The organism is Bradyrhizobium sp. USDA 4538, from assembly GCF_024171045.1.
GTDB lineage: Bacteria > Pseudomonadota > Alphaproteobacteria > Rhizobiales > Xanthobacteraceae > Bradyrhizobium > Bradyrhizobium australafricanum.
The window spans coordinates 8,878,014-8,901,704 of the sequence record NZ_JALJZE010000001.1 but is presented as its reverse complement, the minus strand read 5'-3'; the positions used below and the strand labels follow the sequence as shown (position 1 = coordinate 8,901,704).

The following is a 23,691-nucleotide window of genomic DNA, read 5'->3' as shown; positions in this document are numbered from 1 at the left end:
GAATTGACGTGTGACGGCTGCAAAGCGGTGATGGGTAGAGGGAGGTCGAGCCGCTGGCTCGCGCATTGTGGCGAAGACGCTAGCACTACTTTGGCAGATTGTTGATTTTGCCGCGTTTTATAGGATTCCCGAATCAATTTTTCAATGATTCATGGGTGGTCGGCTCTGGGAGGGCTGACCATGCCCGGATGGGAAGACGAACTCGAACGTTGGCTGATGCCGTTCTTGGACCGGCTGGGTCATAAGACCCGGCAGCGGATGTGTCCTCTGTATGTTGCGGGATTGATCGGTCCGGGCGATCGCAAGAGCGTTCAGCCGATGGCGGAGCGCCTTGCCTCGGGCAACTACGACCAGTTGCACCATTTCATTGCGGACGGTGTCTGGGACGCGACGCCGCTGGAGACAGAGCTGCTCAACCAGGCGGACCGACTTGTCGGCGGCAGGGATGCGGTGCTGGTTATTGATGACACCTCACTTCCCAAGAAGGGTGAGCGCTCGGTCGGTGTTGCGGCTCAATACGCGTCGGCTCTCGGTAAAACGGCAAATTGCCAAACGCTGGTGTCTTTGACGCTTGCTCGCGGCGAAGTGCCCGTGATGGTCGCGTTACGTCTCTTTCTGCCTGACAGTTGGACAAGCGACATATCTCGTTTGAAGCGCGCTCGCGTGCCAGTCGAACATCGAACGGCACGGTCCAAGCCCGAGATTGCTCTAGCCGAGATTGACCGCGCGATGGCAGCCAACGTGCGCTTTGGATGTGTGCTGGCGGATGCAGGATACGGCCTCAGCGCACCGTTTCGACAAGGGCTAACAGAGCGCGGGCTGACCTGGGCTGTCGGCATCCCTCGGCACCAGAAAGTGTATCCGGTCGATGTGAAGCTCATTTGGCCGATTACCAAAGTCCGCGGAAAACCACGAAAGCACCACGTGCCCGATATCTTATCGATTGCCGCAGAACAAATGCTCGCCAGCGCCAAATGGAAAACCGTGAGTTGGCGTAGCGGGACGAAAGGTCGGCTTAAAGCCCAATTTGCTGCTCTCCGTGTCCGGACCGCCGACGGCCCTCCGCAGCGGATATGGGATAAAGGTCAGCAGCATCTCCCAGGCGACGAAGCCTGGCTCATTGGCGAGCAACGTGCGTCCGGGGAGAAGAAATACTATCTGGCCAACCTTCCGGCGGCGACGGATCTGCGCACGCTGGCCGCCACCATCAAGGCACGGTGGATTTGTGAGCAGGCGCATCAGCAGTTGAAGGAGGAACTTGGACTTGATCACTTCGAAGGGCGATCATGGCAAGGTCTTCATCGCCACGCCTTGATGACAATGATTGCCTACGCCTTCCTGCAACATCGTCGCCTCGCATACGCGGGGCGGAAAAAAAAGAATCAACGGGCCTCCGCCTCAGCCAACCATGCCAGCCGTACGTCACGCCATCGTCGATCTCATCCTTCGGCCGCCGTCTCAGCAGTGCCCATATTGCCGAAAGCAGATCCGTGAAAAACAGCGGCGAAAACACAATCTGCCAAAGTAGTGCTAGTGTTCCTCACGGCATTCGGCCGTTCGGGAGAAGCTGAACCAACTACAGTCGACGATAGAGTTAATGTGGGGTTTGGGTCGCTCCCTGTTCGCATGGGCTGCACTTTGTCCGCCACACTGCTCTTCTATGTTCATCAACAGGGGGCGCGCAGGCGTCACAAGTCAGCTGATGTTGGTCCCGTGACCGCGTGACGGACGAGGGCAATGACCTCATCGGCCTCCTGCTCGGTGCTGTCAAAGCGGGCGACGAACCGGATCACCTCGTCGCCTCGTCGCGCGAATTGCAGCCCGTTCGCCGTGAGCCGGTCGATGGCTAGTGCGGGCAGCTTGGCGAAAATCAAATTGGCTTCCACCGGAGCGACGAGCCGAACGTCAGGCAGTGCGACGAGTCCTGCTCCAAGGTAGGCAGCCACGGAATTGGCCTTTGCCGCGAGTCGTAGAAAAAGGCGATCCTCGACATAAGCGAGCAGCTGTGCGGACGCATAACGCATCTTCGACGCGGTCTGTCCGGCGCGGCGAAGCCGATAGGACAGGGGTTCAACAAGGTCGTGGTCGAAGACCACGATCGCATCCGCTGACATCGCCCCGTTCTTGGTTGCTCCAAACGACAGGATGTCGACGCCCGCTCGCCAGGTCATATCGGCCGGGCTGCAGCCGAGCCGCGCCAAGCCGTTGGCGAACCGGGCGCCGTCCATGTGCAGCGATAGATTCTTGTCACGGGCGATTTCGCCGATCGCGGCGATCTCGGCGAGAGGGTAGACCGTCCCATATTCGCTGGCCTGAGTGATCGACACCGCATCGGGCTGGGCGCGATTGCGGACTCCCCAAGCCGCCCCGGTAACCACCTCGCGCAGGATTGGTGGCTCGATCCGAAAATGCCGGCCGGGCAACGTGAGAAGCTTTGCGCCACCTGTAAAGGCTTCGGTCGCGCCGCCTTCCGCCGTGTCGATATGTGCTTCCTTGTGACAATAGATCGCGCCGTAGGGCCGCACGCAGGCTGCGAGCGCCAAAGCATTGGCTGCCGTGCCGGTCGAGACTGGGAACACCGCGACCTCGGTCTCGAACAGCGTCGAGAAGCGCTGATTCAGCAATTTCGAATAATCGTCGTCGCCATAAGCGGCGGCTGAGCCACGATTAGCCTCCTCGATCGCTCGCAGTATCTCAGGGCTGACCGGCGCGACGTTGTCGCTGCGAAAATTCGGGAGCGCTTTGGTTGCTTCGTTCATGCCGTCCTCGGCCGCCGTCAGATCACGGTCGTTTCGTGTTTGCTTATGCGCCAGTTGATCAGGAGCAACGGGATTGCGGTGACCAGGATGAGCACCGCGGCTGCGGCGGCTGCGAGTCCCGCGCCAGTGCCCTCGATGGCATGGTACATCACGACGGTTGTGGTGACCCAGCCGCTCGCATAGAGCACGATAGTTGCGCTCAACTCGGAGGCTGCGGTGATCCAGACCAGCACCAGCCCGCCGACAAGGCCCCTCGCCATCAGCGGCACCGTCAGAGTCGCGAAGGTTTTGCTCGGCGAGACCCCGAGATTGATTGAGGCTTCCTCGAGCGAGGGATCGAGTTGATGCACGATCGCTGAGGACGACCGGATCGCGAAGGGCAATTTGCGGACGACGTAGGCGATGACCAGGATCAGCCAGCCGCCGGTCAAGATCAAAGGGCCGCTGTTGAACGCGATGATAAGTCCGATCGCCAGGATCGTACCGGAAACCGCAAACGGCACCATGCCGACGAAATCGAGCAATCCTGACAAGCGCGAGCGGTGCCGGGCCACCACGTAGCCGATCGGAGCGCCGATCAGCATAGTGGCGATGGCCGCAATGCTGGCGAGTATCAGCGTGTTGAGCAGCGGCCGATAGGAGCCCGACAACAAGGTCGCGTAATTGCCCAATCCGAACTCCCAGGTCAGCACGGGGCCACGGAAGCGCAGGACGGAGATCATCAACACGGCTGCAAAAGGCAGCAGCGAGGCAATCACAATGCCCCAACTCACGACCGTAGCCACCAGCCGCGGTCCCGGTGTCAGCGGCAGCTTCGCGGCCGCACTGCGGGCATTGGTTGAGAAGCGGCGCTTGCCGAGATAGTGCCGTTGAACGACAAGCGCGAGCGCCGTGCAGGCGATCAGGAGCACGCTGAGCGCACCCGCAGCAGCCGGATTGGCGTCAGATTCGCCGGCGAACAGCTTGAAGATGTCGACGGCCAGGAACGGGCGGTCCTCAGCCAGCACCGCTGGCACGCCGAAATTCTCCAGCGCCTCAATGAACACCAAAATTCCGCCGGCAAGTATCGCCGGCATCACGATCGGCAGCAGCACGGTGCGGATCACATAGGACCGTGAACCGCCGAGATTGCGGGCTGCCTCCTCCATCGAAGCATCGACGGCCTGGAAGCCGGCCATCACGGGCATGACGACGTAGGGATAGAGAGTCAACGTGAACACGATGACGATGCCGGGTAGGCCATAGATCGAGCCGATCGGGATGCCGAGTCCGCGCAAGGCGCTAGTGATGACGCCGGCATGACCGAACAGCAGCACGAGCGCATAGGCGCTGACGAAGGAGGGCAGGACCAGCGGCAGGGAGGCAAGCGTTAGCAGCAGTGCGCGGCCCGGTATGTCGATCCGGGCAAGACAGAAGGCGAGCGGGATGCCGATCGCGCATGTGAAGGCCGTCGCGAGCGCGGCGCAGAGCAGACTATTGCCGATGCCGCCAAGGTAGTATCGGCTCTTCACAATCGCCGCAAAATTCCCAAGCGTCAGCCCGCCTGTGCCGTCGATCCGTATGCTCGCATCCAGAACGAGAGCCAGCGGGTAGAGCAGAAAGACCGCGAGCAGCACCAGCGCCGCCAGCGCCACGATGGTGGCAAAGCGTTTCATGGCGCCGGATACGCCGTGATCTGGGCAGGATCGTAGGCAAGGGTGAGCGGCGCGCCGGGCAAGACATCAAGTACCTGGCCGCCGAGCGCTGTGATCCGTAGCTGGGTGCCGTCCGGCAAGGTTGCGTGGAGACGCTGCATCGGGCCCAGAAATTCGCGTAGCGCCAGACGTGCCTGGACGAGCGGACCCTCGGAACTGCTTCCCAGCCGCAGGGCCTCCGGCCTGACCGACAGCAACACCGGTGCGCCCGGTGACGCAACCTCGCCTCTGACCGAGAACTCCGTTCCGGCCGCCGCGACAGGGGTGTTGCGGCCATCGAAAGCGCCGGCGATGCCCGGCACCACATTGGTCGAACCGAGGAACTCGGCGACGAACGCAGTCTGCGGCATCCGATAGATGCGTTCGGGCGTGTCCACTTGCTCGATCTTGCCGCGACGCAAGACGGCGATGCGGTCGGAGATGGCGAGCGCCTCCTCCTGATCGTGCGTCACGTAGATCGCAGTGAGGCCGAGCGCCTGCTGGAGCTGTCGGACCTCGATTCGCATTTCGGTGCGCAGTTGCGCGTCGAGATTGGAGAGAGGCTCGTCGAACAGGAGCACGGCGGGTTCGATCACGAGCGCGCGGGCGATCGCCACGCGTTGAAGCTGGCCACCGGAGAGCTGGTGTGGCGAGCGTGGACCGTAACCTGCTAGGCGCACCCGCTCGAGCGCTTTGTCGACACGCGATGCGATCTCGGCAGCCGGGACCTTCCTGGCCTTCAGCCCGTAGGCCACGTTTTCGGCGACGGTGTGGTTCGGGAAGATCGCGTAGTTCTGAAACACCATGCCGGTGTTGCGGCGATGCGCGGGCACGGCATCGATGCGCCGGTCGTCGAAGGAAATGGATCCGGATTCGACATCCACGAAGCCGGCGATCATGCGCAGCAGCGTCGTCTTCCCGCAGCCCGAAGGCCCGAGCAGCGTGAACAGCTCGCCGTGCCTGATGTCGAGCGAAATGTCGTCCACGGCCCGCACCGCGCCGAAGGTGCGGGTCAGACTTTCAATCCGAATCCTGGTCATGGGATCAGCGCGTGTTCTGGATCGTGGTCTTCAGACGCGCGAGGGTGTCGCGCCGGGCCGCTTCCCATTTGGCGTCGTCATAAGGCAGCACCTTGATCGCCCGGAAGGGCAGCATCCCGGGTGCGACTGCCTCGAGCTCGATATCTTGACGGGCAGGGCGCCGGAAAGTCGCTTTCAGCAACATCTCCTGAACTTCTTTGCTGGCCAGGTAGTCGACCAGCCGCTTGGCGGGCCCGGGGTTCGGTCCGCCTTTCAGGATGGCCGCGCCCTCGACGCCCGCATATGTGCCCTCGGCCGGATAGGTGACGCTCACTGGCGCGCCATTATGGGCCCACAAGAAGCCGGCATATTCGAGGGTGATGCCAAGTGGATATTCGCCGCTACCGATCCCGTCGAACACCTGGGTCGAGCGGTTGAGCACCTTCGCATTGGCAAGCAACCCGTCCATCCTCGTCCAGGCCGCGTCATCCGCACCCCACAGCGACAGAAGTGTGGTCGCGGCCGCATATGAGAATCCCGAATTGGCCGGGTCGGTGAAAGCGAGCTTGCCCTTCCATTTCGGATCGAGGAGGTCGGCCCAGGATTTGGGCCCGCTGGTCTTGTCGATCGCCTTGGTATTCTGCCCGATCACAACGACCTGGATGTTGGTGCCCAGCCAAAGGTCGTTTGGATCGCGGAATTGGGCCGGCACGACTTCGCGGCCCGTGGCCGGGTAAGCCTGAAGATGTGGACTCGCCAGCCGCAGCAGCGTCGCATTGACACCCCAGATTACGTCACCCTGCGGATTGGCGGACTCAGAGGCGACACGGCGTACAAGGACACCCGATCCGGTCGAAACCACGTCGACTTTGATCCCCGTCGCCTTGGCGAAGCCTTCGGCGACAAGCTTGTTCACGGTGTCGTCGTTGGCCGAATAGAGCACGACGCTCTGCTGGGCCGCGGCCAGCCCGGCCGCGAACAGCGATACCGCGAGGGCCACGACTCTGGCGAGGACGGAGGCAGGACATCTCATCATAGTTCGCCTTTATCGGTTCAATCGTCGCTCATGTGGTGGCAGCGAGGTACACGGTGGCCGCCTTGAGCCCGGCGCCCGGCTCAATCGGCAAGCCGAGCTTCGTGAGTGAGTCTTCAAGATGCAGAAGGTCGGTCAGAATGGTCCCCGTGCTCAAAGCCCCCATCGTGCCAAACCGGATGACACGGCCAGAGAGACGGTTGCGGGCGCCTGCGATCACCGTGCGGTGATCCTGGTAGAGCTGCCGGACGATGGCTCCGCCTTCGAGCCCGTCTGGGACCTTGAAGACCACGACCGTGCTCGAGCGCGGCCCATCGCGGCAAAAATCTGCTAGTCCGAGCGCCGCGCCGCCGGCGCGCAGCGCGGCTGAGAGCTTCTTGTGGCGCTCGAGCACATTGGCGAAGCCTTCCTCATGCATCATCGTCAAGGCCTCTCGCAGACCGTAGATGAGGCTCACCGGCGCCGTGAATGCGGTCTCGTTCTGCTCTGCGGATTTCAGCGCGCGACGGAAATCCCAATAGAAGGTCGATCGCTGCTTGTCCTGCCCGATCACGCGCCACGCCTTGGCGCTCACGCTGGCAAGTGCGAGGCCGGGCGGGCACATCAAGGCTTTTTGCGAGGCTGAGACCACGATATCGACGCCCCATTCGTCCTGCCGCATCTCGATGCCGCCAAGACCGCTGACAGAATCTGCGATCAGCAGCGTTGGCCGGTTGCGCACGAGCGCGCCGAGCGCTGCGAGATCGGCCACGATCCCGGTTGAGCTCTCATTGTGCACGGCGACGACGGCGCAATAGGTGTGCTCGCGCAACCGGGTCTCCACCGCGGCGATATCGATCGCCTGGCCCCATTCGATCGCGACCGTGTCGACCGTGATGTTCATGGCCTTCGCGATGGCGGTGAAACGCTCGCCGAACTGACCATGCTCGATCACAAGGATCCGGCTGCCGGGTCCGGCTACGTTGACGAGCGCGGCCTCCATAACGCCTGTTCCGGAACTCGCAAAGAACAGGACATGGTTTGTCGTCCCCAGGATCGGACGGATCATCTTCTCCGCCTCGCCGATCGCGGTCCGGCATTCGTGACCGCGATGGTTGACCATTATCCGGGCCAATGCATGCCGCACCCGCTCGGGCACCTCAGTTGGACCGGGAAGCCGAAGACGGTAACCTGTCGAGGCGATGGCGGAGGAAGTCTCTGTGGCCGTCATAGCTTGAAGTCACCGTTCTGACGCATGTAGGGAACCAGGCCGCCCGCGCGCAGGATCGCCAGCATGATCGGTGGCAGAGGATCCGGGCTGAGCATCTCGCTACTACGTTCGTTGCGGATCGCGCCGCTGCCGTCGTAGATCAGGATGTCGCCCTCACTAATCCCGCCGGTATCGCAGACGAGCGGCAGCAGGCCGTTGTTGATGGCGTTGCGGTAGTAGGTCCGCGAGAATCCTCGAGCCAGCACTGCCGGAATGCCGGCGCCGAGCACTGTCGTGACGGCGACCTCCATGGCCGAACCGCAACCGAAATTCTTGCCCGCCACCAGGATGTCTCCGGGCTGTACAGAAGCTGCGAAGGCAGGATCGACATGTTCGAACAGGAATTGCTTCAGAATGGCGGGATCGAGGCTCTCCCGCTTGCGGCTCGAGCTGATGATCGAGTCGGTGTTGACGTCGTCGCCAACCAGTCGCGCGCGTCCCCGCAGAGCTGTCATCGCGACTCCTCGCGGGGATCAGTCACCACGCCGCGTGTTGCCGTGGCTGCGCAGGCAGCCGGGGAGGCGAGGTAAATCGATGCCTTGGCGTTCCCCATGCGGCCCTTGAAGTTGCGGTTGGCCGTCGAGATCACCGAAACCCCGTCTGCCGGGATCACTCCGCAGGTTCCGCAGCAGGAGCCGCAACCCGGCTCGACCACCGTCGCGCCGAAGCCGACCAGGGCGTCGAGCGTGCCGTCGGCCGCCATAGCGTCGCGGACCTCGCGCGATGCCGGCGTGACCACGAGCTGCACGCCGGGCGCAACGCCTCCACCCGCCTCGAGCACGGCGCGGGCCTGATGGAAATCGCGTAGCCTGCCGCCCGTGCAGGTGCCGAGATAGACCATCTGCACCGGCGTACCGGCCACATCCTCGAGTGGCACGACCTGATCCACCAGATGCGGCAACGCGATCTGCGGCGGGAGTGCGTCGAGCGCGATCTCCACGGTCCGGGTGTAGCGGGCATCCGGATCCGGTGCGATCGGTTCGAAGGCTTGGCCGGTGCGACCTTCCAGATACGCGACGGTCTCTTCATCGGCCGGGAAGATGCCGGTCTTCGCCCCCATCTCGACCGCAAGATTGCTCAGGACGAGGCGGTCCTCCAGCGTGAGCGTGGCGAGGCCGGGCCCCGCGAATTCGAGCGCCTGATAGGCCGCACCGTCGGCGCCGAGTCGGCCCGCGAGCGCCAGCGCGACATCCTTCGCATAGACGCCGCTCGGCAGTTCTCCGGTCAGAACGACGCGGATCGAGTCAGGGACGCGCAACCACATCCGGCCGCACAGCATGATTGCGGCAAGGTCGGACGAGCCGATCCCGGTCGCAAAACAATTCAGCGCCCCGTATGTCACGGCGTGGCTGTCGGCTCCAACGACCAAGCTGCCCGGCAGCGCGCGGCCGGTCTCGACGATGAGCTGGTGGCCGATTCCTTCGCCGGCCTCGTGCAGTGTGACGCCGAAGCGTTTGGCGAAGTCTCGCATCACGCGATGCAGTTCGATCGTTTGCGGGCTCGCGGGCGGCACGTAATGGTCGAGCGCAAAGACCAATCGCGCGGAATCGTGCACGTTCTTCCCGCCCATCGCCTTGAAATAATCGAGCGCCATCGGGACTGAACCGTCGGTACCGAGCGCGCAATCGACCTCGCAGACCACGAGGTCCCCGGCCTGCGCATCCTGCCCGGATTTTCGAGCAAGTATCTTCTCGGAGATCGTACGCCCGGCCATCGTTAGACCTCTGGCATCTCGCAGCCGAGACGGCGGAGCGAGGCGTCGACCCAGCTACGATCGAGCGTACCGGCTTCGATCGCCGCCATTTGCTTGGTCTCGGCAGCCCCCTTGGCTTCGGCGGCCTCGATCACCGCTCGGCAATCGTCGACGGCAACTGCGAGGACGCCGTCGTCGTCGCCCAACACCAAATCGCCGGGCAGTATGACCATGCCACCGATCGCGATCGGCCCGTTGATCTCGCCCGGACCGTCCTTGTATGGACCGCGATGGGTGACACCCGCTGCGAATACGGGCAGCGGGTTCGCCCGGATCGCAGCGGCATCGCGGATCGCGCCATGGATGACGACGCCGGCGACGCCGCGCCTGGCCGCCTGCGCGAGCATCATCTCTCCGAAGATTGCGTTGCTAAGGTCGCCAGCCGCATCGACCACGATGACGTCGCCGGCAACTGCCATGTCGAGCGCCTTGTGAACCATCAGATTGTCGCCGGGGCGGGTCTTCACGGTCAGAGCGGGACCAGCCATGCCACCGGCCGCATGCATGGGCCGGAGCGTCGCGCCGCCCGAGGCCATGCGTGACATCACATCACTAATATTGGCGACCGGAAGGGCGCGAGCCCGCTTGATCCATTCGTCCGCGACAGCGCGCTTGCGGGAGTGGATCCTGAACCCTACGGCCATACCGAACCCCATTGAAAATGGAACGCCGTTACGCATAGTGTAATGGTGATACGCCGAGGTCAACCCGGAATCGGCGGAACAGGGGATTTCGATGCCGAAAACGCAGGGGGTCGCCGCCGTGCAGCGCGCACTGGCGATCTTGGATACGTTCGCTGGAGCCGGCTCGCGCAGCCTGGCCGACATCGCCAAGATCACGGGTTTGGCAAAACCAACGGTGATGCGTTCGCTGGTATCATTGGACGAAGCCGGCTACGTCGTCCGCCTCAGCGACGGCCGCTACGCACTCGGTGCGAAGACTTTCCAGCTCGGTACCACCTATCGGGCCAATTTCAATCTCGAACAGCATGTGCTGCCGGTGCTTCAGCGGCTAAGCCAGCAGACGTTGGAGAGCAGCGCGTTTCACGTGCGCGAACGTGACAGCCGGCTCTGCCTATTTCGGGTGGATTCGCCGCAACTAGTACGCGACGTCGCACGGCTCACAAATCTCGCGCCGCTTGATTTGACCTCGACAGGACAAGTGCTGAGGATGGCCCGTTGGGCGGACCGGGTAGATGACGGCGTGCACATCTTTGTCAGCTCCGGAATTTACGACGCCGTGACGGCCTCTCTCTCCACCGCTGTCTTCGGCCACGACAGAGCACTGGTGGGGGCCATGACGGTCAGCGGCCCCGTCGAACGCATACGTCGCGCCGATCTCGGGGCGTTGGCGGCCCGGCTCACCGACGCCTCGCATCAGCTGTCGCTTGTGCTCGGCGCGCCACTGCCCCGGGAGGTCGGCGCGCCGCGCATCATCAGCTTACCATCGGCGGAAACCGGCTCTCCCTGAACCTCCTCCAATTTGAGCTGTTTGGCGGAAGCTTGCCCGAGCTGGGTGGTGATGGATTGGAGCGAGAGCTCAAGGGTTTCAATTGGTTAGAGAGCTGCGTGTGCACACGGTGGTGCACCGAGAGATGCAGAAAAATCCATCAAGAGCACGTTCTTGCCGGTCTGAAGCCGCTCAGTGCGAATCGCGCGTACCCGTGCCAACGTGGGCTCATCGAGGCCCGTTTCGACAGCAAATGGCTTGGTCACCTCGTGAGTCTGAAGGCGCGCAAAGAGCGCCTGAAGGGCAGGCTCGGCACTCAATTCGCATCCTTTTCCCTGACAGAGGGAAATTCCCCACCGCTCTTTATGGGTCTCCTGGTTGATCATCTTTTTTCGGCCTTCCGCCCCCAGCAGCGGCCGGGATCGGTGGCGTGACCAAAATAACTTTGTAGTACTTCGCGCCGTCAGGGTCCGTCTCCTCAGCTTGCAGCACAAACTGATCCGCTGCTCCCTTTACTGACGTTCCGTCTATGGCATCGAACTCAATTCGGTCGTAACGGCCGCCGGTGCTAGAAGCTCCGGTCAAGCCTGTGTAGATCGCATCGCAGACAGCTACATGATTTGCAGCCGTTAAGGCGTCAAGCCCACTAATATTCGCCTTGTCGATGAACCAAGTCCATCTTGATATCGCGTTCGGCGCGGCCTTATCCTTGTTCTTGACTGGAAGAAAGCATTTGTTGTCGGGCCTGCGGGCGTGCCCGTGCTTTATATTGTTGGTGAGCCACAACAGGTCCTTATCTGTCTTGAAATACTCTTGGATCAACTGATTCTTGGGATCAACCATCGGATGTTGTGTACGAATGTCGTTAAGTCGGCTGCCACAAAATTCGTGATTGAAATGCTGGATGAGCATGCGTGTTCCGACAGTTCTGATCAGCGCTCCCATTTGCTCTCTCCAATGCCAGCAGACGAACTCTGCTGAATGCTAGAATAGAATTGAAGAACTCGTTCGTTCACCTCTTTATCGTCGCTATTTGCTCCGCATTGACATTGACGTTGCACCACGGCGATCTCGCAGGCACCTCGCAAGGTTAATCTTTTTGCTCTGCTACCAAACAGGCTAGGCATGCCTGAAACTGCAGCCCAATGGTCCGCTTGCGCTTCGCTAGTCATCCAGGTCATGGCCGGGTCGTAGGGCGCTCCCCCAAGATGGTGTCCCGTCTCATGTGCCAAGGCGAGCGCCAATCCGGCGCGCGTAATAGCAGGCTGCCGCACGAAACCGCCATAGAGATAGACGTTGCGCTGCTCTCCCAGTCGCCAAGCCTGCGCGTTTATTAGTGGCGAGTCCCAGATCAAGGTGTATGTGATCTGCGGAAATTTCCTTGCAAAACGGACGACGAGTTCTTCGGTCAAACGCTTGCGCCGCGCGTCTGCTTTGCGCGCGCCGCCTGTTGGACTTCAATGGGCCAATCCAAAAAGCACATACTGAAAAACTTCCGGCACAATAAAAACATTCTCCTCAAAGCTAGCGACAGAAGCAATCGCTAAGTTGAGGGAGCAGATGATGCGCCCCAACGTTGAGGTAGGATGGGCAAGAGGCAATCATGGCAGTAGTTATTGCGTCTAGCCCGTTGGGTTTGATCGGAAATCGGGTTTTACGGCGCGGGGCGGCTAGGCCAATTTATTGGGCTTTGCCGCGGCGAGAGCCTTGATGGCTCTCGCCCGCAGTCTGGTCTGGTCTAGTCGGCCGATAGAGGGGCGCCGGTCAAGGACCAGCTTTCTCCGTCAAATGTCGCAATCCGCAGAGCTCTGAAGGGTGTGTAGTCTCCGGGCCGGGTACTGATCGCGACGCCAGGGAGCATCATCGGCAATCGTTCGCCATTCAGCGAGGTAGCCTGCTTCATGAGGTTCTCGCGGGTCAGGTCGTCGCCGCATTTGCGCAGAGCCAGCTCCACAGCGTGCACGTTCATATAGGCCACGAGCACGGAATAGTCGTCCGGATTGGCTGAAGGTGCGTACGCCTTCAGGAACTCCTTGTAGGCCTTGACTTCATCATCATTTGCCCAGGCTGGATCGCCCGGTTGCTTGAGGAATTGCGTTGTGACCAGTCCTTTCGATGCTTCGAGGCCTGCGGGCTTCAGGATAGTTTCGACCGACGCGGTCGAGCCGCCGATCACGTGCAGGGGCTTCCAGCCGAGCTCGTAAACCTTGCGGATCGATTGCGCGGCGGCCTTCGACGACGACTGCTCGATCAGGGTGTCGACGCCGGCGGCCTTCAGCTGCACGATCTGCGAGTCGATCGTCGGATCGGCGAGCTCGTAGGAGGCCTGGGCGACGATCAGCTCGGCCTTCGGACCGAGGCCGGCGCGGAGGCCCTTCAGGTAGTCCTTGCCATAGTCGTCATTCTGATAAAGCACGCCGATTCTGGCGTCCGGCTTTACGGTGAGGATGTATTTGGCGACGACGCGGCCTTCGGTTTCGAAGTCGGGATAGAGCGGGATCGTCCAGGGAAAGGCCTTGGGATCGTTGAAGCGGCGTCCGCCGGCGGTGATGAACAGCTGCGGCACCTGCTTGGCGTTCAGGTATTTCTGGATCGCGACGTTGGGCGCGGTGCCGATCGTGCCGACCTCGGCCAATATGCCGACGTCCTCGATCAGCTTGCGCGATTGTTCGACCGCCTTCGGCGCGCTGTAGGCATTGTCGAGCTGCGTGAAGTTGATCTTGCGGCCGTTGATGCCGCCTTTGGCATTCAGCATCTCGAAGTAGCCGACCACCGCCCGCCCGGCGCCCGCGCCGAACGCGGATGCGGGACCACTCAGCGGCGTCGATTGGCCGAGCTTGATCTCGGTATCGCTGGCACCGGGACCGTAGGCTTTCTGAGCATAGGCAGGTACCGCCAGCAGTGCTGACACCGCGCCGGCTATCAGCGCCCGGTTGATGATGTGGTTCAAGTTCGTTCCTCCCTGCAATTGCTTCTTCTTGAAATCGATCCGCGCTAGCGCAGCAGCTCGCGGGCGATCACCACGCGCTGGATCTGGTTGGTGCCTTCAAAAATCTGGGTCAGCTTGGCATCGCGCATCATGCGTTCGACCGGATAGTCCATCGTGTAGCCGTAGCCGCCGAAGATCTGGACCGCGTCGGTCGTCACCTTCATCGCCATGTCGCTGCCGACACATTTGGCCATGCTGGCAAGCACGTTGAGCCGCTTCCAGTCGCCGGCATCGCCGGCGCGGGCACATTCGTAGACCAGCGCGCGGGCCGCCTCGATCTGCATGGCCATGTCGGCGAGCATGAACTGCACGCCCTGGAACTCGGCGATCGGTTTCTTGAATTGCTTGCGCTCCTTGGCGTAGGCGACGCAGGCATCCAGTGCGCCTTGTGCGAGGCCGACGGATTGCGCGCCGATGGTCGGCCGGTTGAGGTCGAGCGCGCGCATCGACGCGCGAAAGCCCTTGCCTTCCTCACCGACGAGGTTTTCCGCGGGAACGCGGACATTGTCGAAGAAGATCGGCGTGTTGGGCGCGCCGCGAAAGCCCATCTTGCGCTCGTGGCGGCCGAACGTGATGCCCGGCATTCTCTTCGGCTCGACGATGAAGGCGCTGATGCCGTCCGCACCGGCGCCGTCACTGGTTCGCGCCATGACCACGATGTAGTCGGCCGCGACACCATAGCTGCACCACTGCTTGCGGCCGTTCAGGACATAACTATCGCCGTCCTTGCGGGCGCGGGTGTTGAGCGCGGCGACGTCGGAGCCGGCCTGCGGCTCCGAGATCGCGATTGCCGTGACCACGCCACCCTCGGCGATGATCGGCAGATACTTCTTGCGCTGCTCCTCAGAGCCGAAATGCAGCAGCGGCATGATGAACATGGTGTTGAGCGCGGCGATCGACGCACAGGCAGGGGAGACCTTGGAGATCTCCTCGCGCGCGATGCAGGCCATGGTCAGGTTGCCATTCGGGCCGCCATAGCGCTCCGGCACCCAGAGCTGCATCAGTCCCATCTCGCCGAACAGCTTGACCAGTTCGAGCGGGAAGCGGTCGGTTTCGTCGATCTCGGCGGCGATCGGCGCCACGTGCCTGGCGACCATTCTGCGCACGTTGTCGCGGAACGCGACCTGCTCCTCGGAAAAACTCATGCGAACTCCCGTTTCGTTTTCTTTGCCGGAAGCTAAAAAAGGGCTTCCATTGAATGGGTGATCCATTTAATAATTCACCGCATGAGCACCAAGTCAAGCCCTCGCGCGCCGCGGCGCTCCCGTGCCGCCTCGCCGAGCCGCCGGGAGCGGGCCACCGATCATCGTGCGGCCGGCTCGCCGGCCGCGCCGACATTCAAGCCGATTCACACCAGGCGGACGTTCGAGGAGATCTGCGAGCGCATTCGCGAGCAACTCGCGCTCGGCGTGCTGAAGCCCGGCGACAAGCTGCCGGCCGAGCGCGAGCTGGCTCAGCAGCTCGGCGTCAGTCGGAATGTGCTGCGGGAAGCATTGCGCAGCCTCGAAATGGCCGGCGTGCTCCGGCTGCAGAAGGGCGTCAAGGGCGGCGCCTTCATCCAGCAGGGCGACACCCGCCGCATGAACGAGGTCATGCGCGACATGCTGAGCCTCGGCACGATTTCGGTGCGGGAATTGTCGGAGGCGCGGGTCCACGTCCTCGACCTCGTGGTGCAGTTGGCTTGTGCCAATGCCCGCCGGGCCGATCTCGATGCATTGGAAGCCAATATCGAGCGGACGGAGCTTGCGACCAAGGAGGGGCGGCTGCTCGACCGGGTCGAATGTTCGCGCGAGTTCTACAAGCTGCTGGCGGCCTCGACCGGCAACAAGGTGATTGCGATGATCGTGGACTCGGTCACCGAGATCCACATGCGCTTCGTCTACGCCAAGGTCGCTTCCAGCGGGGTCGCGATGGCACGGCTGGCCGAGAAGCGGCGGCAATTCCTGGCAGCCCTCAGCGAACGGAACGTCGATCTGGCAAGCCGATTGCTGCGATCGCATCTGGAATCCGTGCAGCGCATGCTCGAGCAGGATCCGGGCGCCATGTCGCTTCACGTCGCATTGGCGGATGTGCAGCCCGGGATGCGCCGCTAGCGCGCGCCTGCGTTGCCAATAATCAACAACTCAAACAGCGAAACAATGGAGGCAAACGTGTCCAATTACGCCAAATATGAATGCCTGACGGTCGAGGTCGCGGACAAGGTCGCGACCGTGACCTTGAACCGCCCGCAGGCGCGCAATGCCATCAATCAGAAGCTGATCCGCGAGTTGCGCACGATCTGGGACGACCTCGCCGACGATCACGCCGTTAATGCCGTGGTGCTGACCGGGGCGGGCGACTTCTTCAGCGTCGGTGGCGACGTCAAGGCGATGTCCGAGCGGCCCGGCGGCGACGTGCTCGAAGAGGGCGAGGTACACGATCCCATGATCAGCCGCCGCGGAGTCACCCGCCAGCTCGAGCTCGACAAGCCCATCATCGCGGCGATCAATGGCGATGCCATCGGCCTTGCGGCGACCCATGCGCTGCTTTGCGACATCACGGTGATGGCGGAAGACGCGCGGATCGGCGACACCCACGTCTCGCGTGTTGGCCTCGTCGCCGGCGACGGCGGCACAGTGATCTGGCCGCTGCTGGTCGGCATCAACAAGGCCAAGGAATTCCTGATCCGCGGCACGCTCCTGAAGGGAAATGAGGCGGAGCGGATCGGGCTGGTCAATCATGTCGCGCCGCGCGCGGAGGTGTTGGCCAAGGCCCGCGCGATCGCGGTCGAGCTCGCCAACGGTCCGACCTGGGCCATTCGCTGGACCAAGCTGTCGATCAATCAGATCGTCAAGGAGCGCGTCAACATGCTGCTGGAGGCGTCGATGGCGCTGGAGCAGGTGACGTTCGAGACTGCCGACCACAAGGAAGCGACTATGTCGTTCAAGGAGAAGCGGAAGCCCAGATTCGGCCAGGCATAGCGCGGGCCTCACCATGGCGGCGATCGAAGCGTCGAATGACGATGTCGCAGGAATGCTGCGCGATTCCTTGCGCGGTTTCCTGGACGAGCATTGGCTTCCACTCGGTTTGGCCGCATCGTCCTCGCCGGACGAGGTGTCGGCGATCTGGCGCAAGCTCGTTGGGCAGGGCGTCGCCGCGCTTGGTGCGGAGAGCGGCGAAGGCGGGCTCGCCGAAATCTTCGTCGTCATGGCGGAACTCGGCCGGGCCGGCTGCACGGCGCCGATGTGGTCTGCGGCGCTCGCTAATCTTGCGATCTCCGGATCGCAGGTCGACGTCGCGGTGGATCTGCTGGAGCGGCTGCAGTCCGGGGAGGCGACCGTCGCCTTCTCATTCGGTGCGCTGGATCCGGACGCCCGCACAGGAGCGGTTGAGGTCACGGACCTCAAGGCAAAGGGCGTGCTTCGTTTTGTCGAGGCTGCCGGAGACGCGACGCATCTTCTGGTCGTTCTAGACCAGGCCCAGCTTGGGCTGATCAATCTTGACGGTTCCGGTGTCGAGTGCGTCGCAACCCGCGCGATGGGAGCGTGGGGACTCTACGAGGTCCGGCTGAACGAAGCGCCGCTCACGCGCATTCCCATAGATACGGTCGATCTCGACCATCTCCGCATCAAGGGCAGAGCGATGTTGACCGCGCGTGCCTATGGCGCTGCGCGGCGTGCCTTTGAGCTCGCCGTGGACTACGCCAAGGAACGGCACCAGTTCGGGCAGCCGATCGGCAGGTTCCAGGCCATCCAGCACAAGCTGGCCGACTGCCTGATTGCGCTCGAAGGCGTCAGGTTGATCCTCGACCATGCCGCCAGACTGCATGACGGCGGCGAGGGCGGCTGGCGCTACTTCGCCGATTGCGCATCGGCGTTCTCCGGTCATGCGCTGCGGCAGGTGTCGCTGGAGGTCCAGCATACGTTCGGTGCGATCGGTTATGCCGAAGAGCACGAGGCGCCAATCCACTTCAAGCGCGTGCATCTCGATACGATCGCGCTTGGCGGCGCCTCGGATGCCAAGAGCAGGCTGGCAGCGCGGCTGCTGGATGCGGGCGGCGTCGGGCTGCCGCAATATGACCTCGGGGCCGCTGGAAATGCGTTTCGCGAGCAGATCCGGCTCTGGCTCGAGCAACACTGGACTGGAGATACGAAGCAAGCATTCGACGGAAGACCCTTCGCCAAGCGTGAGTTCGATGCCGGCTTCGCCCGCGACATCGGTGAGACCGGATGGATCGGGCTCGGATGGCCAGAGCAATTCGGCGGCCAGGCGCGCTCGCCGCTGGAGCAGATCGCCTTCACGGAGACGATGGAGCGGGGCGAGGCGCCGCGGATCGGCGCGGCGATCCAAGCCAATGCGCTGATGATGTTCGGCACGGCAGCGCAGCAGCAGAAATACCTTCCGGAAATCCTGCGTGGCGAAGCGATGCATGGCATGGGCTACAGCGAGCCGCAGGCAGGGTCGGACCTTGCCGCGCTGCGCACCAGTGCGGCCAGGGACGGCGATCACTGGGTGATCAACGGCCAGAAGATCTGGACCACCACCTGGTGGGGCAAATACATGTTCCTCGCCGCGCGGACCGACAAGGACGCGAAGCCGCCGCACGCGGGCATCAGCATGTTCATCGTGCCGATGGATGCGCCGGGCATCACGATCCGTCCATCAGCAACCATGTATGATGGCACGTTTGCCAATATCTTCTACGACAACGTCCGCATCCCCTCGGAGAACCTGGTCGGCGAGGTCAATGGCGGTTGGAAAGTGTTGACCGGCGCGCTGGCCTTCGAGCGCGGGCTGGTTGGTGGCGGGATCGTCCTGAAGGTCGCGCACGCCTTCGAGCAACTGCGTTCGCATGTGATGGCGAAGCAAGGTGATCGGTCTCTCGCCGATGATCCAATCATCCGCGACAGGATGGTGACCTTGGCGTCAGAGATCGAGATCGGCCGTCTCTTGATGATGCATTGCGCCGAGCTTGCCGCCGACGGCGTGACGCTGCCGGAATATGGCGCGATCAGCAAGGTGTTTTCCGGTGAGCTGATGGAGCGATTCGGCGAGGCCGCGCTCGACATCCTTGGCATGCGGGCCGCGCTGTCCGAGCAGATGCCGGGCGCGATCGACAACGGTCGCTTCGAGCAAAACCTGCGGCATTCGCTGATGTGGGTCATCAGCATCGGGACCAACGAGATTCAGCGCAGTCTGATCGCGCAACGCGCGCTCGGACTGCCGAGATAGGAGAGATTGGATGCAGAAGGATGGCGTCAGGGCGCCGCTCGCCGGCGTGCGCGTGCTCGATTTCTCGATCATGGTGGCAGGGCCGTATTGCGCGCGGCTGCTCGCCGATGTCGGCGCCGAGGTCATCAAGATCGAGCCTCCGGAAGGCGATGACATGCGGTTGCGAACGCCGCTGCGGGAAGGCCACAGCACCTATTTCGGCCAGCTCAATGCCGGCAAGCGTAGCCTGGCGCTGGACCTGAAGAATGCCGACGCCATCAGGCTCGTACATCGCATGGTCGCGGAGGCGGACATTCTCGTCGAGAATTTCCGCCCTGGCGTGATGGACCGCCTTGGTCTTGGCTACGAGACGCTCTGCGAGATCAACCCGCGCCTCATCTATTGCTCGATCTCGGGTTATGGCCAGTCAGGCCCAGCAGCCGAGCGCGCGGCTTATGCGATGATCGTCCATGCCGAGAGCGGATTCGATCACTCCCTGATGCGTTATGCCGGTGACCGGGAGCGTCCCGCGCCGGGCGCGATCTTTGTCGCCGATATCCTCGGCGGCATCTTCGGCTATTCCGCGATCCAGACCGCGATGGTCCAGCGAACGCGCACCGGGAAAGGACAGCGCGTCGATGTAGCCTTGATGGACTGCATGATGAATCTGCTGGTCTATGAGCTTCAGGAGGCGCAATTCCCGATCCGTTCGCCGCGCCCGACCTATGGGCCGGTCCGCGCGCGCGATGGCGATATTCTGATCGCCCCGGTCACGCCGCGTAATTTCGCGGCGCTGTGCGAGGTGACCGGGCAGGAAGAGCTGGTGAACGATCCGCGCTTTTCGACCATTCCAGCGCGCGGCGCCAATTGGACCGCCATGATGCAGGTGATCGAGAAATGGACCGAACGCCACACCGTTGCTGAATGCATCGCGGCGCTGGATCGCGCCGGTGTTCCCTGCGCCGAGTACCGGACGCCGGGCGCGGCGCTGACCGATGCCCATTTGCGCCAACGTGGGGTGTTTGGGACCGTCTCGGACGGGGCAGGTGACTTCATTGGCGTCAATGCGCCATGGCAGATGTCCGGGGCCGATACGCCGATGGGACGTCGAGTTCCCGGGATCGGCGCGCAGCGGGACGATGTGCTGTCGCGGATCCTGGGCCTGTCGCCGGACGCAATCGCGACGCTCGCCGCTGCGGGCACGTTCGGGAAGGTGCAGGCGTAGGGCCGCTGGACGCCGGCGATTTCACGTATCGGCCGGACTGTCCGGCGGCGGAGCCTTCGCGATCGCCAGCAGGCATTTCAGGAAATGCGCGCGGTCCTCCTTGCGAAGGGGGGCCAGCATGATGTTTTGCAGCTCGGCGGCGGCCGGAATGACGGCGAGAAGCGCTTCCTCGCCTTTAGCCGTGATCTGCACCTGGAGCGAGCGGCGGTCGTCCGGATTGTCTTTCTTCGAGACCAGTCTGCGCGCGACCATGCGCTTCAGCATTTCGCTGAGCGTGTTGCGGTCGCAGCTGATCCGTTCGGCCAACACGGAGGGGGTTAGAGGACCTAACTGATACAGCGCCATCAGCACACCGAACTGCCGCGGCGTGATATCGCTCTGGCGCGTCATGCTTTGATAGAGCCCATCGTAGCGGGCCTCCAGCAGACGCAACAGGAATCCGACACCACCCTCGAGCTGCCAGTCGCGTGCAACGTCTGCCGCCGAGGTTGTCTGCTTGCCTTTATCGGCTGCCATGCCGTTGTCTGGATCCCAGCTGCGTTCTGCGAATTGCGTCCTAGCCGTTAGCAGCTTGGCTGATCGTCCTCAACCCTGTGGCGAACCACGTCACCAGCCTCTTCTGAGGGAGACAGGGTCGCCCTCGGCTCTTGTCAGCCTTCCGATAATGTAGTACGTATACGTATCAAATGCGAGCGAAGACGTCGTTCAGGGAGGTTGAAACTTGGACCTGCGTGAGCTGCTGTCGATTCCCTATTTGCTTGAGGCGGAGGCAGTCGAAACCGAGCCGGGGCAGTGGCGGGTTCGCCTTGCCTATCCGGAGCTGCCGGGGTGCACGGCTGAAGCCGCCGTCGTCGAGGACGCTCTGCGCGAGCTCGAGCGGCGGCGCATCGAATTGATTGTCGGCCTGGTGGAGGAGGGCAAGCAACCTCCCATTCCACGCCAGCCGCTCACCGCATCCGATCCGCTCTGGACCGCCCAGGATCTCGGACTGTCTGACCGTGTCGCCGCGCTTCTCGGCGGCGCGGCAGGCCCGGCCACACGCAATTGAAGGAGGCAACCCCATGCTCTCGCGCGAAGACAATGAACGGCTGGTGAGGGTCGGCAAGGGAACGCCACTCGGCGAACTTTTCCGCCTGTACTGGATTCCTTTCCTGCCGTCGGCTGATCTCGCCGCGGACGGGCAGCCGAAGCGCATCCGGCTGCTGGGCGAGGATCTCGTCGCCTTTCGCGATTCCGAGGGGCGCATCGGGCTGGTCGACCAGGCCTGCCCGCATCGCGGAGCGCCGCTGGTCTTTGCGCGAAATGAGGATTGCGGGCTGCGCTGCGTCTATCACGGCTGGAAATTCGACGTCACCGGCGCCGTGACTGACATGCCGGCAGAGCCAGTGCGCAGCCGCCTCAAGGAGCGGGTGCGGATCAAGGCCTATCCCTGCAAGGAGCGCAACGGGATGATCTGGACCTATATGGGTCCCGACCAGGCTGAGCTTCCGCCGCTGCCGAACCTCGAATGGAATCTGGTGCCGGCCGAGCAGGTGCACATCTCGGTTCGCGTCCAGGAGTGCAATTGGCTGCAGGCGGTCGAGGGTGAGATCGATTCGGCGCACGCGCCGCTGCTTCATGGACGGCTGGATGCGCAGGGCACGACGAGCGCCTGGATCCAGAAGCGCGACCTGCGCCCGACCTTCGAATGCATCAAGCAGGATTTCGGCATGAGCATCGCCGCGCGGCGCAATTACGATGCCAACACGCTGTACTGGCGGGTCAACCAGTTCCTGCTGCCGTTCTATACGCTGGTGCCTCCGCTGTTTCCGTTCCCGGATTTGAGCGGGCACGCCTGGGTCCCGATCGATGACGAGAACACGCTCTGCATCATGTTCTCCTATCATCCATCGGAGCCGCTGCTGGAGAAAACCCGGCAGGTCTTCGCCGAAGGACACAAGGGCCGCGAGAGTGGTCATGCCAGCCGCCACGCGCTCGTCCAGCACCCGGTGACGGTCCCATACGCAGGCTACTGGACGAAATACAATCCGCAGAACGGCTTTCAGTTCGACTATGAGGCGCAGCGGACCACCTGGTTCTCGGGCCTGCCGGGGCTCTGGGTGCAGGACGGCGCCTGCCAAAGCGGCGTCTCGCCGATCTTTGATCGCACCAAGGAGACGCTCTGCTCAAGTGATACCGGCATCGCGATGACGCGACGTTTCATTCTTGAAGCGCTTGGCGCCTATCGCGATCACGCGATCAAGCCCAAAGGAGTCTTGGACCCGGACGTGTTCATGGTGCGAGCGGTCTCGCTGCGGTTGCCGCCGGAGGATTTGTGGGTTGACGTCGGCGCGCCGTTCATGCGTGCGAAGCTTGGCGCCGATTTCGGGTACGAGCTGTGAGCGCATTCAAACACACGGCTGGTACGCTGGAGGTGCTGGTCAAGCGTATCGGATATGAGGCCGAGCGGATCAATTCGTATGAGCTGATTGCCCCGACGGGCGGCGAACTGACGCCGTTCACGGCCGGGAGCCACATCGACCTGCATCTGCCGAACGGCATGATCCGCAGCTATTCGCTGGTAAACGACCAATGCGAGCGGCACCGGTATGTCATCGCGGTGAACAGGGATGGCGAGAGCCGGGGTGGGTCCAGCTTCGTCCACGACACCGTCGGGGTCGGGAACATCATAAGGATCTCCGAGCCGCGGAATAACTTCGCGCTCCGTGAGGAGGCCGACCATTCTGTCCTGATCGCCGGGGGCATCGGCATCACGCCGCTGCTGTCGATGATCCGACGGCTTGAGGCGCTTGGACGTCACTGGGAGCTGTTCTATGCCGCGAGGACGCGCGCCGCTGCCGCATTCCTCGACGAACTCGGCACGTATCGATCGAGGGTACATCTCGATTTCGACGACGAGCGATCGGGACGGGTGTTCGATCTCCCGGCGCTCGTCAGGAACGCTCCGCCTCGCGCGCATCTCTACTGTTGCGGTCCGGTGCCCATGCTCGAGGCGCTCGAGGCGGCGACGGCCGATCGCCCGGCCGATCACGTACATGTCGAATATTTCAAGGCCCGGGAAGCTCCAGCCACCGAAGGTGGCTTCGACGTCAAGCTGGCGCGAAGCAACCGCACCATCGCAGTCGAGGCCGGCAAGACCATTCTCGATGCGCTGCTGGAGGCCGGGATCGCCGCGAACTATGCCTGTACCGAAGGTGTCTGCGGCACCTGCGAGACGCGCGTGCTCGAGGGCATACCCGACCATCGCGACCAGTTCCTGAGCAACGAAGAGCAGGCGGCGAACAAGAGCGTCATGATCTGCTGCTCGGGCGCCAAGTCCCGGACGCTTGTGCTCGATCTCTAACACAACAAC

The 23,691-nt window shown here is 62.9% G+C and carries 21 protein-coding genes and 2 pseudogenes; 9 read left to right on the top strand and 14 right to left on the bottom strand.

Annotated elements, in window-relative coordinates; all coding sequences use genetic code 11:
* The first annotated feature begins 144 nt into the window (after positions 1-144).
* Entirely contained in the window at positions 145-1,494 is a 1,350-nt protein-coding gene (locus J2R78_RS41110) for an IS701 family transposase (RefSeq protein ID WP_253609234.1), read from the top strand.
* A 194-nt stretch (positions 1,495-1,688) separates the two neighbouring features.
* Here the strand turns inward: J2R78_RS41110 and J2R78_RS41105 are convergent, their stop codons facing one another.
* The 9 genes and pseudogenes from J2R78_RS41105 to J2R78_RS41070 all read right to left on the bottom strand — a co-directional run bounded on the left by J2R78_RS41105 (position 1,689) and on the right by J2R78_RS41070 (position 10,130).
* Positions 1,689-2,759 (bottom strand): low specificity L-threonine aldolase, encoded by a 1,071-nt coding sequence (locus tag J2R78_RS41105; RefSeq protein ID WP_253609233.1) that lies wholly within the window; start codon positions 2,757-2,759, stop codon positions 1,689-1,691.
* Positions 2,760-2,776: 17 nt separating this feature from the next.
* Positions 2,777-3,313: an ABC transporter permease gene (locus J2R78_RS45495; RefSeq protein WP_375167145.1), complete on the bottom strand. Its 537-nt coding sequence runs from the start codon at positions 3,311-3,313 to the stop codon at positions 2,777-2,779.
* A 333-nt stretch (positions 3,314-3,646) separates the two neighbouring features.
* Positions 3,647-4,414, bottom strand: a pseudogene (locus J2R78_RS45490) (ABC transporter permease); the annotation flags it as partial.
* A complete protein-coding gene (locus tag J2R78_RS41095) occupies positions 4,411-5,472 on the bottom strand; it encodes an ABC transporter ATP-binding protein (protein ID WP_225648224.1) in 1,062 nt (353 codons plus the stop codon). The pseudogene J2R78_RS45490 and the gene J2R78_RS41095, both read right to left, overlap by 4 nt.
* A 4-nt stretch (positions 5,473-5,476) precedes the next feature.
* Positions 5,477-6,451, bottom strand: coding sequence for an extracellular solute-binding protein (locus J2R78_RS41090; RefSeq protein WP_225648225.1), 975 nt, complete (start codon positions 6,449-6,451; stop codon positions 5,477-5,479).
* A gap of 64 nt (positions 6,452-6,515) precedes the next feature.
* On the bottom strand, positions 6,516-7,586 hold the full coding sequence (locus J2R78_RS41085) for an alanine--glyoxylate aminotransferase family protein (protein WP_253609231.1): 1,071 nt from the start codon (positions 7,584-7,586) through the stop codon (positions 6,516-6,518).
* A gap of 104 nt (positions 7,587-7,690) precedes the next feature.
* Positions 7,691-8,188, bottom strand: a complete 498-nt coding sequence (locus tag J2R78_RS41080) for an alpha-IPM isomerase (RefSeq protein WP_253609230.1) — start codon at positions 8,186-8,188, stop codon at positions 7,691-7,693.
* Positions 8,185-9,447 (bottom strand): aconitase/3-isopropylmalate dehydratase large subunit family protein, encoded by a 1,263-nt coding sequence (locus tag J2R78_RS41075; protein ID WP_253609229.1) that lies wholly within the window; start codon positions 9,445-9,447, stop codon positions 8,185-8,187. The genes J2R78_RS41080 and J2R78_RS41075 overlap by 4 nt, the downstream gene beginning before the upstream one ends.
* Before the next feature lie 2 nt (positions 9,448-9,449).
* A complete protein-coding gene (locus J2R78_RS41070) occupies positions 9,450-10,130 on the bottom strand; it encodes an RraA family protein (RefSeq protein WP_225648229.1) in 681 nt (226 codons plus the stop codon).
* A 91-nt stretch (positions 10,131-10,221) separates the two neighbouring features.
* On the opposite strand from J2R78_RS41070, the gene J2R78_RS41065 reads away from it, so the two are divergent.
* Positions 10,222-10,956: an IclR family transcriptional regulator gene (locus J2R78_RS41065; RefSeq protein ID WP_225648230.1), complete on the top strand. Its 735-nt coding sequence runs from the start codon at positions 10,222-10,224 to the stop codon at positions 10,954-10,956.
* Between the two features lie 342 nt (positions 10,957-11,298).
* Here J2R78_RS41065 and J2R78_RS41060 read toward each other — a convergent pair whose 3' ends face one another.
* The 4 genes and pseudogenes from J2R78_RS41060 to J2R78_RS41045 all read right to left on the bottom strand — a co-directional run bounded on the left by J2R78_RS41060 (position 11,299) and on the right by J2R78_RS41045 (position 15,069).
* Positions 11,299-11,880 (bottom strand): hypothetical protein, encoded by a 582-nt coding sequence (locus J2R78_RS41060; RefSeq protein ID WP_225648231.1) that lies wholly within the window; start codon positions 11,878-11,880, stop codon positions 11,299-11,301.
* Positions 11,868-12,356, bottom strand: a pseudogene (locus J2R78_RS41055) (M48 family metalloprotease); the annotation flags it as partial. The pseudogene J2R78_RS41055 and the gene J2R78_RS41060, both read right to left, overlap by 13 nt.
* A 317-nt stretch (positions 12,357-12,673) precedes the next feature.
* Positions 12,674-13,876 carry an ABC transporter substrate-binding protein gene (locus J2R78_RS41050; RefSeq protein WP_253610039.1) on the bottom strand — a complete coding sequence of 401 codons (1,203 nt, stop codon included), beginning with the start codon at positions 13,874-13,876 and terminating at the stop codon, positions 12,674-12,676.
* Positions 13,877-13,929: 53 nt separating this feature from the next.
* Entirely contained in the window at positions 13,930-15,069 is a 1,140-nt protein-coding gene (locus tag J2R78_RS41045; protein WP_057017207.1) for an acyl-CoA dehydrogenase family protein, read from the bottom strand.
* A gap of 81 nt (positions 15,070-15,150) precedes the next feature.
* Here J2R78_RS41045 and J2R78_RS41040 point away from each other — a divergent pair, with 81 nt between their 5' ends.
* The 4 genes from J2R78_RS41040 to J2R78_RS41025 are packed head-to-tail and all read left to right on the top strand — an operon-like array spanning position 15,151 to position 20,339.
* The gene (locus J2R78_RS41040; RefSeq protein ID WP_083714940.1) at positions 15,151-16,017 is read left to right on the top strand and encodes a FadR/GntR family transcriptional regulator; all 867 of its coding nucleotides are present in this window, start codon (positions 15,151-15,153) and stop codon (positions 16,015-16,017) included.
* 57 nt (positions 16,018-16,074) lie between these two features.
* Positions 16,075-16,884 carry an enoyl-CoA hydratase/isomerase family protein gene (locus J2R78_RS41035; protein ID WP_225648237.1) on the top strand — a complete coding sequence of 270 codons (810 nt, stop codon included), beginning with the start codon at positions 16,075-16,077 and terminating at the stop codon, positions 16,882-16,884.
* Between the two features lie 13 nt (positions 16,885-16,897).
* On the top strand, positions 16,898-19,135 hold the full coding sequence (locus J2R78_RS41030; RefSeq protein WP_253609227.1) for an acyl-CoA dehydrogenase: 2,238 nt from the start codon (positions 16,898-16,900) through the stop codon (positions 19,133-19,135).
* A gap of 10 nt (positions 19,136-19,145) precedes the next feature.
* Positions 19,146-20,339: a CaiB/BaiF CoA-transferase family protein gene (locus J2R78_RS41025; protein ID WP_253609226.1), complete on the top strand. Its 1,194-nt coding sequence runs from the start codon at positions 19,146-19,148 to the stop codon at positions 20,337-20,339.
* Between the two features lie 21 nt (positions 20,340-20,360).
* On the opposite strand, the gene J2R78_RS41020 is transcribed toward J2R78_RS41025, so the two are convergent.
* The gene (locus tag J2R78_RS41020; RefSeq protein ID WP_057017211.1) at positions 20,361-20,855 is read right to left on the bottom strand and encodes a MarR family winged helix-turn-helix transcriptional regulator; all 495 of its coding nucleotides are present in this window, start codon (positions 20,853-20,855) and stop codon (positions 20,361-20,363) included.
* Positions 20,856-21,060: 205 nt separating this feature from the next.
* Here J2R78_RS41020 and J2R78_RS41015 point away from each other — a divergent pair, with 205 nt between their 5' ends.
* The 3 genes from J2R78_RS41015 to J2R78_RS41005 are packed head-to-tail and all read left to right on the top strand — an operon-like array spanning position 21,061 to position 23,682.
* The gene (locus tag J2R78_RS41015; protein ID WP_253609225.1) at positions 21,061-21,387 is read left to right on the top strand and encodes a hypothetical protein; all 327 of its coding nucleotides are present in this window, start codon (positions 21,061-21,063) and stop codon (positions 21,385-21,387) included.
* A gap of 13 nt (positions 21,388-21,400) precedes the next feature.
* A complete protein-coding gene (locus J2R78_RS41010) occupies positions 21,401-22,720 on the top strand; it encodes a Rieske 2Fe-2S domain-containing protein (protein ID WP_253609224.1) in 1,320 nt (439 codons plus the stop codon).
* Positions 22,717-23,682, top strand: coding sequence for a 2Fe-2S iron-sulfur cluster-binding protein (locus tag J2R78_RS41005; RefSeq protein WP_253609223.1), 966 nt, complete (start codon positions 22,717-22,719; stop codon positions 23,680-23,682). The genes J2R78_RS41010 and J2R78_RS41005 overlap by 4 nt, the downstream gene beginning before the upstream one ends.
* Positions 23,683-23,691 lie beyond the last annotated feature (9 nt).